This window comes from Catelliglobosispora koreensis DSM 44566 (genome assembly GCF_000379685.1).
Classification (GTDB): domain Bacteria; phylum Actinomycetota; class Actinomycetes; order Mycobacteriales; family Micromonosporaceae; genus Catelliglobosispora; species Catelliglobosispora koreensis.
In genome coordinates, this window is the sequence record NZ_KB903251.1 from 247435 (window position 1) to 260404 (window position 12970).

General features: G+C 63.7%; 15 protein-coding genes. 11 read left to right on the forward strand and 4 right to left on the reverse strand.

The window, feature by feature from the left end:
• Positions 1-13 precede the first annotated feature (13 nt).
• The gene (locus A3E1_RS0111775) at positions 14-979 is read right to left on the reverse strand and encodes a glycoside hydrolase family protein (protein WP_020520969.1); all 966 of its coding nucleotides are present in this window, start codon (positions 977-979) and stop codon (positions 14-16) included.
• Positions 980-1160: 181 nt separating this feature from the next.
• Here A3E1_RS0111775 and A3E1_RS46020 point away from each other — a divergent pair, with 181 nt between their 5' ends.
• The 10 genes from A3E1_RS46020 to A3E1_RS0111825 all read left to right on the forward strand — a co-directional run bounded on the left by A3E1_RS46020 (position 1161) and on the right by A3E1_RS0111825 (position 10054).
• Complete coding sequence (locus A3E1_RS46020; protein ID WP_026208338.1) at positions 1161-2372, forward strand: LacI family DNA-binding transcriptional regulator; 1212 nt, start codon at positions 1161-1163, stop codon at positions 2370-2372.
• Positions 2373-2374: 2 nt separating this feature from the next.
• On the forward strand, positions 2375-3934 hold the full coding sequence (locus A3E1_RS0111785; protein WP_020520971.1) for an FAD-dependent oxidoreductase: 1560 nt from the start codon (positions 2375-2377) through the stop codon (positions 3932-3934).
• A 13-nt stretch (positions 3935-3947) separates the two neighbouring features.
• Entirely contained in the window at positions 3948-5195 is a 1248-nt protein-coding gene (locus A3E1_RS0111790; RefSeq protein ID WP_020520972.1) for an ABC transporter substrate-binding protein, read from the forward strand.
• The gene (locus tag A3E1_RS0111795) at positions 5192-6085 is read left to right on the forward strand and encodes a carbohydrate ABC transporter permease (protein ID WP_020520973.1); all 894 of its coding nucleotides are present in this window, start codon (positions 5192-5194) and stop codon (positions 6083-6085) included. The genes A3E1_RS0111790 and A3E1_RS0111795 overlap by 4 nt, the downstream gene beginning before the upstream one ends.
• Positions 6075-6905 carry a carbohydrate ABC transporter permease gene (locus tag A3E1_RS0111800; RefSeq protein ID WP_026208339.1) on the forward strand — a complete coding sequence of 277 codons (831 nt, stop codon included), beginning with the start codon at positions 6075-6077 and terminating at the stop codon, positions 6903-6905. The genes A3E1_RS0111795 and A3E1_RS0111800 overlap by 11 nt, the downstream gene beginning before the upstream one ends.
• 5 nt (positions 6906-6910) lie before the next feature.
• Positions 6911-7861, forward strand: coding sequence for an acetylxylan esterase (locus A3E1_RS0111805; protein WP_040390781.1), 951 nt, complete (start codon positions 6911-6913; stop codon positions 7859-7861).
• 106 nt (positions 7862-7967) lie between these two features.
• The gene (locus A3E1_RS0111810) at positions 7968-8330 is read left to right on the forward strand and encodes a hypothetical protein (protein WP_157631462.1); all 363 of its coding nucleotides are present in this window, start codon (positions 7968-7970) and stop codon (positions 8328-8330) included.
• Positions 8331-8335: 5 nt separating this feature from the next.
• Positions 8336-9238: an ADAM 12 protein gene (locus tag A3E1_RS39945; RefSeq protein ID WP_157631463.1), complete on the forward strand. Its 903-nt coding sequence runs from the start codon at positions 8336-8338 to the stop codon at positions 9236-9238.
• Positions 9239-9276: 38 nt separating this feature from the next.
• Positions 9277-9651 carry a roadblock/LC7 domain-containing protein gene (locus A3E1_RS0111820; RefSeq protein WP_026208341.1) on the forward strand — a complete coding sequence of 125 codons (375 nt, stop codon included), beginning with the start codon at positions 9277-9279 and terminating at the stop codon, positions 9649-9651.
• Between the two features lie 31 nt (positions 9652-9682).
• Complete coding sequence (locus A3E1_RS0111825) at positions 9683-10054, forward strand: hypothetical protein (RefSeq protein WP_020520979.1); 372 nt, start codon at positions 9683-9685, stop codon at positions 10052-10054.
• 9 nt (positions 10055-10063) lie between these two features.
• Here A3E1_RS0111825 and A3E1_RS0111830 read toward each other — a convergent pair whose 3' ends face one another.
• Positions 10064-10813 (reverse strand): alpha/beta fold hydrolase, encoded by a 750-nt coding sequence (locus A3E1_RS0111830; RefSeq protein WP_020520980.1) that lies wholly within the window; start codon positions 10811-10813, stop codon positions 10064-10066.
• 60 nt (positions 10814-10873) lie between these two features.
• Between A3E1_RS0111830 and A3E1_RS0111835 the strand changes: the two genes are divergently transcribed.
• Entirely contained in the window at positions 10874-11488 is a 615-nt protein-coding gene (locus tag A3E1_RS0111835; protein ID WP_020520981.1) for a hypothetical protein, read from the forward strand.
• Here the strand turns inward: A3E1_RS0111835 and A3E1_RS0111840 are convergent.
• Positions 11474-12685: a type II toxin-antitoxin system HipA family toxin gene (locus tag A3E1_RS0111840; protein WP_020520982.1), complete on the reverse strand. Its 1212-nt coding sequence runs from the start codon at positions 12683-12685 to the stop codon at positions 11474-11476. The genes A3E1_RS0111835 and A3E1_RS0111840 overlap by 15 nt on opposite strands.
• Entirely contained in the window at positions 12675-12944 is a 270-nt protein-coding gene (locus tag A3E1_RS0111845) for a helix-turn-helix domain-containing protein (RefSeq protein ID WP_020520983.1), read from the reverse strand. The genes A3E1_RS0111840 and A3E1_RS0111845 overlap by 11 nt, the downstream gene beginning before the upstream one ends.
• Positions 12945-12970 lie beyond the last annotated feature (26 nt).

The window sequence follows — 12970 nt, forward strand, 5'->3', positions numbered from 1 at the left end:
TCATCCGGCACGTCTAAACGGCCCGAGCGACAGCGATCGTCGACGAACCGCGTTGCCCGGCCTCGTAGAACATGTATTGCACGCCACCGTCGGTGCCGAAAGATGGCGCCGCGCTGCGGTTGTTGTCTGGTGCGCCGCTGAGCGCGGAGTGGAAGACACCAAGGTGCACAGCGCGGTCGAAGCTGTTGCCGACCTCGGTGATGAACATGTCGCCACTGTCGCCGTGATAGACCACGTAACACGTGTTGTTGCGCTTGAGTAGGTGCGGGGCGCTGATGCTGACCTGTCCGTCATCGGAGGGCCAGATCAACGGCGTGGGGTCGAAACTGAACGTCTTGCCGTCGGCTGACCAGCCCCAGAAGATGCGCCGCACCCCGTCCTGCATGCCCATGAACAACATGACGTACTTGTTGCCCAGTCCCGGAATCGTGTGCTCGAAAACCCGGGCGTACGACGTCTCCGTGGTTCGGGGGATCACCCCTGTGTGCAGCACGACGCCGAAGTAGGTGAAGTTGACGCCGTTGGTCGACCAGGCCATCCGGGTCGTGTTGTTCTCGCCGTGGAAGTACATGTAGAACTTGCTGTTCGACGCGTTCCAGATGACGTGCGGCGAGGACACGTGGCTGACGGAGTAATGCGGCGACCACACCCGGGGAACGATGGGATTCGCCGCGTACTCAGTGAATTGCCCACCGAGTGAGTTGCCGTAGGCGAGGCAGATGCCGCCGGGGGCGTCGTGGGGAGCGTAGTAGAGGTAGTACCGGCCGAGCGGGCTGCTGATCTTGTCGTACACGCCCCGGACGCACGGGAAGATCAGCTCACCGGTCGGGTTGTAGCGCAGGTTCGCCTTGTTGAACGCGGTCCCGATGTACTGGTAGTCCGGGAATCCGGCTGGCGCTGACATCGCGGCACTCGCGGGCAGAAGTGCGCCCGCGGTGGCCGCGGCGGTGCCGAGAAGGACGGCTCGGCGATTGATCATGGGTTGGGCCTCCCATCTGACTCAAAGTAACCGGAAGTCTGTTGCGCGCTGATGCCCGAGTCAAGGGGCTAATACGAATTAGTAAAAGGATCTGGGGTTGACAAGGCGGCGGACTGTCATCAGGATGTCATCTCACCGGAACAAGCTAATGCGCATTAGTTCTCAAGATTGGACACTGACCGTGACAGGAGCCCGCCGGCGGGTAACCCAGCAGGACATCGCCAAGATGACCGGCGTCAGCCAGGCGACCGTGTCCGTTGTCCTGAATGGACGGTCCGACTCGGAGGTGAAAATCGCCCCCGAGACAAGGGAAAAGGTCCTGCGGGCGATCGCCGAGACCGGCTACGTGGCCGATCCGGTGGCGCGCCGCTTGGCGGCCCGTCATAACAAGATCATTGGCGTGTTCACGTACGAGCCGGTGTTCCCGTCAGCCAATAGCGACTTCTACCACCCGTTCCTCGTCGGCATCGAGCAGCGGGCCGAGTCCCTCGGCTGTGATCTGCTGCTGCTAACGAGCTCGCCGGTGGTCGAGGGACGGCGGCGCATCTTCCACCAGGACAACCGCATCCGGCTCGCCGACGGCTGTGTCCTGTTAGGACGATCGCTGGATCGTGATGAGCTGACCCGGCTCGTGGCCGACGGACTGCCGTTCGTGTCGATCGGCCGCCGTGACGCCGCCGGGGGGCCGGTGCCCTACGTGGGCGCGGCCTACGGCCCGGCAGTGGCGTCCCTGGTGGCCAGGGCCGTCTCGCTCGGCCACACGAAGCTCGCCTATCTCGGCGCCGGAGCGGGGCCTGAATCCTGGGCGGACCGTTACGCCGGCTTTACGGCGGCGGTCGAAACGGCCGGCGTGACCGGGAGCCGGTTCGCGCTCGACGGCACGGCAACACCTTCCGGCGGCTCCGCACGGGCCGGCACAGGACACGCGGCGGTTACGGGAGGCGCGGCGGGCGCGGGAAACGCGCCGGTCACGGTGGCGGTCACGGGAAACGCGGCGGTTACGGGAGGCACGGCGGGCGTGGGAAACGCTTCGGGTGCGGGAAACGTGGCCAGTGTGGGAGGCACGGCGGGTGCGGGGGTGTCGGCGGTCTTGGAAGCCGTTGTGGCGCAGGGGATTACGGCGGTGTTCGCTGAAGAGCACGCTGACGGGGTCGCGCTGTGGCTGGCGGCTGAAGCTGCCGGGATCGAACTGTCCGTCGCGACACTCGGGGAGCCGACGCGAGACGCCCCACCGTCGCGAGTGGAGTTTTCCGGGCTGCGCATCCCGCGCCAGGACATGGGCGCACAAGCGGTGGAGGTGCTCACCGCACTGATCGAAGGAACCCGCACCGAGATTCAGCGGCTGCTGCCGTGCGATGTCGTGACGGGCGAAACACTGAAGGAGAGGGCTTAAGCGTGCAGACCGAGATCCTGGTGACGGGGGGCGGATTGGGTGGCGTGGCCGCCGCCTTGGCCGCTCTGCGGGCGGGGCGCCGCGTTGTGCTCACGGAGGAGTACGACTGGCTCGGCGGTCAGCTCACCAGCCAGGCCGTGCCACCCGACGAGCACAGCTGGGTCGAACAGTTTGGCATCACGGCAAGCTACCGCGCTTTGCGTGACGGCATCCGTGATTACTACCGCCGCTATTATCCGCTGACCGATGAGGCGAGGGCTTGGCGTGAGCTGAACCCGGGCGGCGGTCACGTGAGCCGGCTGTGTCACGAGCCACGGGTCGCGCTTGCCATCATCGAGGCGATGCTCGCCCCCTATCGCGGCTCCGGCCAGCTAACGGTGTTGCAGCCGTGCAGGCCCGTCAGCGCGACGACAGACGGCGACCGGGTCACGAGCGTGACTTTCGACAACGGCATCACGGTCGAAGCTCTGTATACCTTGGACGCCACTGAGACAGGCGAGCTGCTGCCACTCACCGGCACCGAATATGTCACCGGATTCGAGTCCCAGTTCGAGACCGGCGAACCAAGCGCGCCATCGCAGGCACAGCCGATGAATATGCAAGCCGTCTCGGTCTGTTTCGCCGTCGATCACGTCGACGGCGACCACACCATCGACAAGCCTGCCGCCTATGACTTCTGGCGTGATTACCAGCCCGCGTTCTGGGGCGACAAGATGCTGTCCTTCGTCTCGCCAGACCCACGGACGCTGGGCACCTCCGTCAGATCGTTCACCCCCAACCCCGATGACGACCCGTTGAGCGTTGTCGCCGATCAGCGACTGAGCCCCGGCGACGGGAACCTGTGGACGTTCCGCCGGATCGCGGCACGCAAACTGTTCCGCGAAGGCGCCTATGAGAGCGACATCTGCCTGGTGAACTGGCCGATGATCGACTACTTCGAGAGCCCTGTTATCGACGTGCCTGACGCTAATGAGCACCTGGCGAAAGCACGTGACCTGAGCCGGTCGGTTCTTTACTGGCTGCAAACAGAGGCTGGGTTCAAAGGATTGCGCCTGCGCGGTGACGTCACCGGCAGCGCGGACGGGCTAGCTCAAGCGCCCTACATCCGCGAGTCAAGAAGGATCAAAGCCGAATACACCGTCGTGGAACAGGATCTGTCCCTGGCGGTGCGAGGCGACAAGGGTGCGGTGTCCTATCCGGACTCTGTCGGCGTGGGCATGTACCGGATAGACCTGCATCCGTCCACCGGCGGCGACAACTATATCGATGTCGCCTCCTGCCCCTTCGAAATCCCGTTGGGGGCGCTTATCCCGCGCCGTATGGAGAATCTCCTGCCGGCCGGTAAGAACATCGGCACCACTCACATCACCAACGGTTCCTACCGGCTGCACCCGGTCGAGTGGAATGTTGGCGAAGCCGCGGGGGCACTAGCCGCGTTCTGCTTGTCCCACAAGACAACGCCGCGTGCGGTCCGTAACTCGCCTGGTTTGCTCAGCGACTATCAGGCGCACCTAACGAGGGCAGGCATTGAGCTGCGCTGGCCCGACATTTCCGGTTACTAAAGTGGAGTCATACATGAGGAAGCTAGCCCTGGCTTGCGCGGCCGCTTTAGCCTTAACGGCTTGTGGCACGAACACTCCGGCCGCGGAAAGCACCGGCCCGGTGTCCCTGCGGATGACCGTCTGGACGTCCAACGAAGCACATTTGAAGCTCTTCAACGACATTGCCGCCGCCTACAAAGCCAAGAATCCACGCGTCACCGAGGTCAAGTTCGACCCGATCCCGTTCGAGAGCTACACCACCACGCTCACGACGCAGATCGCGGGCGGCAACGGCCCAGACCTAGCCTGGATTCTGGAGAACGCGGCACCTGACTTCGTCAGCTCCGGCGCACTGGTGGCTTTGGACGGTTACGACACCAGCGACCTGAGCCCGGCGGCCACAAAGCTGTGGCAGCAAAACGGCAAGCTCATCGCCTACCCGTTCTCGACCTCACCGTTCGGCGTGTTCGTGAACACCGACCTGCTCAAGGCGGCGGGACAGCCGTTGCCGGATGACCTTATCGCCCAAGGCAAGTGGAGCTGGGACAACGTCATCGCTTCGGCAGCCGCGGTCAATGCCGAGACGGGCAAGGCCGGCATCGTGGTGCGCGACTTCGACTACAAGTCGTGGGACAACCTGTCGACGGTGTGGCAGGGCTGGGGCGCGCAGGCCTGGAGCGAGGACGGCAAGACCTGTGGCTTCAACCAGCAGCCGATGGTGGACGCGATGACGTTCCTGCACAAGGGAATCTTCATCGAAAAGGCGTTTCCCGGCCCGGGCACGACCGCCGACTTCTTCGCCGGTGAGGCGGGGATGACGATCACTCAGATCTCACGGGCGTCGTTGTTGAAAGACGGCAAGTTCGGCTGGGACCTGGTGCCGCTGCCAAGTGGCCCGAAGGGCAAGTATTCCGTGATCGGGCAGGCAGGCCTGGGCGCGCTGAAGAAGGGCAAGAACCCCAGCGTCGCCGCTGACTTCCTTTCCTTCTTCACCAACGCGGAGAACTCCGCCAAACTGGCCGCCTACTTCCCGCCGCCGCGCAAGTCGCAGCTGACCGCTGACACCCTGGCGAAGACCAACCCGTTGCTCAAGCCAGACCAGCTGCAGTCGGTCGTGGTTGACGGCATCTCCACGGGCGTTGTCAAGCCAAGCCACAAGGGACAGGCCGAGATCGCGCAAGCCGTGCGATCGGCGCTTGACCCGCTGTGGAAGCCGGACGCCAACGTCAAGGCCGTGCTCGATGGCGTGTGCGGTTCCATCAACCCACTGCTGGCCAAGTGAACCAGCGTTTCTGGACAGGACGCCGGCGGGACAACCTCGCCGGCTACCTGTTCATCGCTCCACAGCTGGCGGGCTCGATCCTGTTCGTCTTCGTGCCGCTGGCACTGGTCGTCTGGTACAGCCTGCACGAGTGGAACGTGCTCGCCGGGACGTTTGAGTTCACGGGCGGCGCTAACTATGAGCAGTTGGCCAGCGATCCACGGCTGCCCGGAGTGCTTGCGGCGACAGGGCTTTTCTCGGCCGGGCTGGTCGTGCTCAACCTGACACTGGCGCTCCTGCTGGCTGTGCTGCTGAACCAGAAGTTGCGTGGCACCATCTTCTTCCGCACCGTTTTCTTCTCACCGGTCGTCGTCTCGCTGGTGGCCTGGACGATCGTGTGGGGATTCCTGTTGCAGGACAACGGCGGCATCAACGGTGTGCTGTCGTGGCTGGGGATCGCCGGGCCGAACTGGCTGCGCGGTGAGGGCACGGCCATGATCTCCGTGATCGTGGTGCAGGTGGTCAAAAACGTCGGGCTCAACATGATTCTGTTCCTTGCGGCGTTGCAAGGTGTGCCCGCCAACCTTTACGAGGCGGCGCGCATGGACGGTGCCTCACGGTGGCGCCAGTTCCGCAGCATCACTGTCCCGATGATCAGCCCGACGATTCTGCTCACGTCCATCATCACGGTCGTCGGATCGTTGCAAGTGTTCGCCCAGATCGCTGTGCTGACCCAGGGTGGACCGGGCACGTCAACGACGGTGCTCGTTTACTACCTGTATCAGCAGGCGTTCCAGTTCCACCACTTCGGTTATGGCGCAACGCTTTCCGTGCTGCTGTTCGCCATCGTGCTCACGCTGACCGTGGTGCAGTGGCAAATGCGCAAGAGGTGGGTGTTCCATGAGTCTTAGAGCTAAGACAGCGATGTATGGGCTGTTGTGCGTGCTGGCGATCCCTTTCATCTTCCCGACTTGGTGGATGGTGACGTCGTCGGTGAAGCCGGTTAGCGACATCTTCGCCTTCCCGCCTTCGATCATTCCCTCGGCGATCAGCTTCGACGCGTACAGGGATGTCTTTACGCTGCAACCGTTCGCGCAGCAGTACTGGAACAGTATGTATATCGCCATCGTCGTGACGATCGGAACATTGTGTGTCGCGTCGATGGCGGGCTACGCGTTCGCTCGCATTAAGTTTCCGGGCGCTAACGCTCTGTTCCTGGTTATCCTCACGGGACTGCTCATTCCGAGCGAGGTGACGATCGTCCCGCTGTTTCAGATGTTCAACAGCTGGGGCCTCATTGACACCCATTGGCCCTTGATCTGGGTACCCATCTTCGGCGCGCCAAGCGTGCTAGCCACCTTCATCATGCGCCAGTTCTTTCTCGCTCTGCCCAACGAGCTTGAAGAAGCGGCTCGCATGGACGGGCTGGGACGGTTCGCCATGTTCCGCCAGATCGCCCTGCCGCTGGCGCGGCCGGCTCTTGGCGCCGTCGCCATCTTCACCTTCTTGCACAGCTGGAACCTTTACCTGGAGCCGATTGTCTTCCTGTCCTCTTCGGAGAAATTCACGTTGCCGCAAGCGCTAACCCAGTTCGTGGACGCCTATGGCGGGCCGATGTGGAACATCCAGCTCTCCGCTGCCTCCTTGACGGCGATACCCGTGCTGGTAGTTTTCGTTATCGCGCAACGTCAGTTCATCGAAGGCCTGGCACATACGGGCCTGAAGGGATAGTGCAGATGCCCCTCGCCGAAACCAGCCCCGAGAAGTATCAGCCGAACCTGACCCGCCCTGACGATTTCGATAGCTTCTGGGCAACGACGCTCGCCGAAGCACGGTCGTTCGACCTGGACCCGGTGTTTGAACCGGTCTGGCAGCGAGCGATCGCCGTGCACGACGTCACGTTCAGCGGCTATGGCGGGCAGCGCATCAAGGCCTGGCTGGCCGTGCCACACGGCGCGGTCGACCGGCTGCCGTGTGTGGTGGAGTTCCCGGGTTATGGCGGCGGGCGAGGGTTGCCTCACGAATGTCTTTTGTACGCGGCAGCCGGGTACGCCCACCTGTTTGTTGATATCCGCGGGCAGGGCAGCGGATGGCGGGCTGGAGACACCCCGGACCTGGGAAATGACGGCGACCCGCAGCATCCCGGTTTCATGACCCGCGGCATCCAATCACCGGAGACTTATTACTACCGGCGTGTGATCACGGATGCGGTGCGGGCGGTTGAGGCCGCGCGCGCTCATCCGCTCGTGGACGAATCCCGGGTGGCCGTCACGGGTATCAGCCAGGGCGGCGGGCTGACGCTCGCGGCGGCGGCGCTCTCCGGTGACGTCGTCGCTGCCGCTTCCGACGTGCCCTTCCTGTGCGACTTCCGCCGCGGTGCGGAGATCTCGCTCGCCGGGCCGTACCCGGAGATCGTGGCCTATCTGAAAGTGCACCGTGGCCGTACGAAGCAGGTGTTCGACACGCTGTCCTATTTCGACGGTGTGCACTTCGCGGCCATGGCGAGCGCGCCCGCGTTGTTTAGCGTGGCGTTGATGGACACTACGTGCCCACCGTCGACCGTCTACGCGGCTTACAACGCCTACCGTGGCCCGAAAAGTATCGAAAGCTACGCGTTCAACGGGCACGAAGGCGGAGAAGCTGTGCACGCCGCGTCGAGGCTAGCTTTCTTCGACTCGGAGTTTTAAGTACGACGGACACCGTGTGCGATTGCAATTTGCATATTGCACATAGCGTGCGGCGGAAACTACAGGCAGTTGCCCTAGCTGCTCAGTTGTTTCCCCGGAGGCTGTGGTGATCAGTGTCGATGGATGTCTCCAGCGATCGATGGCGCTCAACGGCGCGCTCGGAGCCAGTGTCATCGATTTCACGACCGGGTCGATGCTCGCGGCGGAAGGATTCGTGCCCGCGGAGCGGCCATTGGGCGCGGAGATCTCCGTGCTCACCCAGGCGGCGATGCGCGCGGCGGCACTGTCCGCGCAGGGGAAGCCGCAGCAGGTGGACGACGTCGTCATAACGACCACAGACGCCTACTTCTTGTTGCGGCCGACGACACAGTCCCACTTGCTCTATGTCTGCCTCGACCGCGCTACGGGCAACCTGGCTGTTGCCCAGCGCCTGGTTCGTGAGATCGCCGCCGATCTGACCGCACGCTGAGCATGTTGCTTCGCGAGGTTCTGGAACCCTGGTGCGCGGCCGGAGTGAGCGGGGTGCTGCGGGTGCCGTTCCCGCCCGGCGGAGCCGTCTATGTGCACGACGGCAAGCTGGAATACGCGGAGTGCCCGCTGGCCGGTGGGGTCAAGCGTCTGCTCACGAGACCTGGCCGGCTCAAACTCGGCACCTGGCGGCAGGCTGTCGCGGCCGGGCGGGAGACCTCGCAAGTGGGCCAGCAACTCGTGGACACCGGTCACCTGACCCGCTTTGAGCTTGAGGCGACGGTCCTAACCGCTGTCTTCGACGCGGCCTTCTTCCTGTTCGACCTGACGGAGACCCGAGGTTTCGAGCCCGGGACGCGCAGCTATCTCGGGCACAGCCACGCCCTCGACGTCGCGGTCGTGGGCCATGAAGTTGACCGCCGCAAACGACTGCTCGCCGACGCGTGGCCGGACCCGGCCGTGGACACGATGGCCGTGCGGCCTTGCAAGCGGCTCAACGGCCACAGCGTCGCGCTGACCGCTCTGCAGTGGGAAATCCTGTCCCATTCGGACAGTCAGCGCACGGCTGTCGATCTGGCTCGGGTCTTGGGCCGGGACACCTACAGCGTCTTGCTGGAGGTTCGGCGCATGATCCGGGCCGGGCTGGTTGAACCCGGAGCTCCCGGAACCTCATCAGCGAACCGCGCCTTTGCCGTCTGGCGGCGGCGGGAACCGGTCAGCAGCCCAAGGCAGGAACGCGGAACGCCTGCGGCAAAGCCTGTTTCACAAGAGCCGGCCCTGTCCGGTGTACGCATTCCTTTACCGCGCCGGGAACCGTCGCGAAACGGTGTCGCCGCCCAGGGACCCGTGACGCCTCCGGTTTCCGAAGAGGTGCTGACCCGGTTGCTCGCCGGGCTGGGGGCGTGGTGATGAAGTTTTCCCTGCGGAGCAAGAAAAGGAGCGCCTTCTTGGCAATCGAGAGCGCCGTGCTCGAAGAGATCAAACAGCTGCGCAGCCGGCTGCCGCATGTCCACGGCGTGCTGGTGGCCAGCATCGATGGGCTGGTCATCGCCCACGACGTCAGCGGTTTCGACCCGGACACTTTCGCGGCCATGTCAGCCGCGCAACTGGGCCTCGGTCAGCAAATGGCGGGAGTCCTGCCCCCGGGCGACTTTCGTGAGTGCGTGACCGCGGCGACAAGCGGCTATGTGGCGACGTTCGCCGCTGGTGACCGGGCACTGCTGGCGATCGTCGCCGGGCCTGAACTCAACGTCGGCCGTCTGCACCACGAAGCCCGCCCGGCGGCGGCCAACGTCGCGGCGCTGATCGCACCACCGGCCTAAGTGGACACCCGTCAAACCGAAGAGGAGAAACATGACCGACATGGAAAGTTCGCTCAAAGAGGCGATGCAGATCGAAGGCGCCATTGGGGCGGCGCTAGTCGACTACACCAGCGGGATGGCTTTGGGCACCATCGGATCCAGTTCAGATTTCGACCTTTCGATCGCCGCGGCCGGCAACACCGACGTTGTGCGGGCCAAGCTGCGTACCCTCGAAATGTTGCGGTTGAAGGATTCCATCGAAGACATATTGATCACCTTGGGTACGCAATACCACGTGATCCGGCCGCTGACGAGTCACAAGACCCACGGATTGTTCCTCTATCTGGTGCTGGCCAAGTCGCGCGCGAATTTGGCGATGGCCAGGCACAAGCTGAAAAACATCGAAGAGTCGCTGCAGATGTGACCGGACGCCTTAGCCCTCGCTGACGAGACGCTGAAGCACCGGGGCGAACTGCTCGGGGTCTTCCAGCGAGGGCAGGTGACCGGCCCACGGCAATGTCACCAGTTGCGCGTCCGGGATTTCCGTGACCAGCATGTCGGCGATGAGCTGGAAGTAGTCAACGTCCAGCAGCCCCTTCACGACGGTTGTCTTGGCCGTGATCGCCTTGAGCGAGAAGTCAGCCTTGCGCGACGGCGGATAGTCCGCCACGGCGAGCTGAAGTTCAAAAGCGTGCTGTTGCATCTCGGCGATGAACGCCCGGGTCTCGTCGCTGGCGCGCGGCCCGGCGAAGGTGTCCACGTTGAGCTGTGTCGCGGCCAGCACGTCGCCCGCTTCGAGGAGCTCATCTTCCTTGCTGCCAAAGGCTTTGATGGCATCCGTGGGCGGAAAGTCGGCCGCGGCGCAAACGAGGCCAAGTTTCGTGACGCGATGCGGCCAGCGGGAGGCGATCTCTTGCGCGACGCGCCCGCCATAAGACGCGCCCACGAGCGTGACCGCGCCGAGCCCCAGCTGGTCGAGGACCTCGACGACATCCTCGGCCGCGTTATAAGGCTCGATGGGCGCGGGTGTGTCTCCATGACCCCGGAAATCGCACCTCACGACCTGGTAACCGGCGCCCAGGAGCGATTGCCACTGCTTGTCCCACATGCGCCGGTCGCACACGGAGGAGTGGAGCAGGACGATGGCGGAGCCGGTTCCGGCATGATCAAAGGCAAGGGTCATGGTGGCGAGACTATGACAGCCATCTAGCAGAACTCGCCTGAATTACCGACACTGTGACCCGTGACATTCACCCTGGGCATTTTCGATCTGTTTACCTACGCCATACCGGGCTCGCTGCAGCTGGCCTTCTTCACCTATCTGGCGGTGCGGCTGAATCTGGTGGAGCTGTCGGCGTTCGCGGCGATTCCGGGATGGGCGCTCGCCGTTGGCATCGCGGTGGTGAGCTATCTGCTGGGACAGCTCGTGTTCCTCGTCGCGGGGTCCGTTGTGGACGGTCTGTACCGCCCGCGCAAGGACGCTCACGTGGCTTGGACCGGCATCGCTGAGGACGCGGCTAAGGTCAGCGAGCGGGAGTTCAAGTTCGTCGACCCGATGCTGTTGCTGGCGCGGGCGGAGCTGCGTAATCGTGAAGTGGCCGTTGAGGTCTCGCGGCTGCGGGCAACGGGGCTGATGCTGCGCAGTTCGGCTGTGCCTACGGCGCTTTTCGCGTTTGCCGCGCTGGCTGAGATTGGTTTCGGCCCACATCGCGTGCTGGCCGCGGTGGCGATGGTCGTGCTGCTGCTGGCCGCCTTCGGTTTCGCCTATCACGGACGGGAACTGCGCCTGTGGGCTAACCGTAAGACCTATCAGATCGCATACTGGCTAGACGAAACCCCCGCCTCAGAAGCGAAGTAGCCTCGAGCGGCGCATGTCGATGAACCGGCGGAGTTTGCGGAGTCTGCCGCTGTCATAGGGCAGATCCATCACGTCCGCAAGCCACAGGTCGGCCCGTTCGCAGACTTCGCCAATCACTTGCCTGGTGGCCTTCGCCGGGACACCGGCACCTTCGCCGACCGTGACGAAGTCCTTGCCGCTCAGCTCATCGCCACGCTTGCTGTTGACGGACAGTGCCATTGTCGCGTCCACGCTGGGGTAGGGCTGAGAAGACGGCAAGTCGTAAGCGGCTGTCACACGCCATTCACCGTCAGGAAGCTGAAGTATGGCGAAGTTCTTCGCATGGGCGTCGCCATTGCCACTGAGGTAGGCGAAGATGCACTGGCGCAACAAGTCTCGGGCCGCAACAGGTCGCGCACGGCACAGCTCGCTGAGCGCCCGGATGAGGGTGGCCGTGGGAATGGCGTATTTGTCCGCGGGATACCGGCCGAGCACCTGGCAACCGTCTTCCACCGCTAACCGCCGTCCAGTTGGCGGCCTGTCAAAGCGGCTGATGAGCAAACCAGGCTCACCATCCTTATCGGACACTAGAGTGGCCTCAACGACGTTCAGCCCGCATAACCTGGCGGCACGAAGGAAGAAAGCTTCATTCTCGACCAGGTGGTGGAACTCGGGTGGGTTGAGCTTCAGAATGAAGTGTTGCGATTGGCTTGTCAGAGGCACCGAGATCATGTGGGCCGAGACTTTCTCTTGGACTCCCGGAAGTCCGACGCGGTCTGGTTCGCTGCCAACGACCTGCGCGAAGACTTCCTTGAACGAGATCTCCGCGAAGTCGCCCAGCAGAACGGGGGCGGCTGCGGCGGGCATTTCGCCGTGCGGAAACACTTGCACATCGCCGATGAGGTCGGAGCCCACGGCGAGCAGGATCGACAGGTCGTCATCGGCAGATGTCTTGATGTTGCGCCGAAGGGCGGTCAGGCGGCGGCCTTCAGGCAGCAAGCCAGCGAAGAAAGGCGGTGCGGCTCCGGCTGGAGTCCGGACCACCGCTTCGGTCTTGGGTAACGTCGTCGCGACCGGAAAGCCTTCTCCTGCAAGGTAATCGTCGAGATAGCGAAACGTCAGACCTTCGGCTGTGCGCGTCAGGGTGGCGGCCAGCCTGCCTTGTTTGTAGACATCGGCGATCTCGACATCGACGAGGCGTGGGAGCTCAATCGTCATGCGCTATCCGTCCCGTGCCTGGCACCACGCTTAGGTCTAGCCCGAGCACAGCCAGCACATCGAGGAGTTTGCCCACTTGAATGGTGGGCTTCGCCCGCTCGACGAAGGAGACGAAGCTCGTCGAGCAACCAGCGAGTGCGGCCAGTTCATCCTGACGCAGCCCCAGTGTTTCTCGTCGCGAGCGCACGGCTTGCGCCAAAGCCGCCAGCTTCGACGTACGTTCGTCGTTTGGAAGCTGCAATTTTCGTGGACGGACCATGCTTAGCCCTCTTCAACCTACGATCG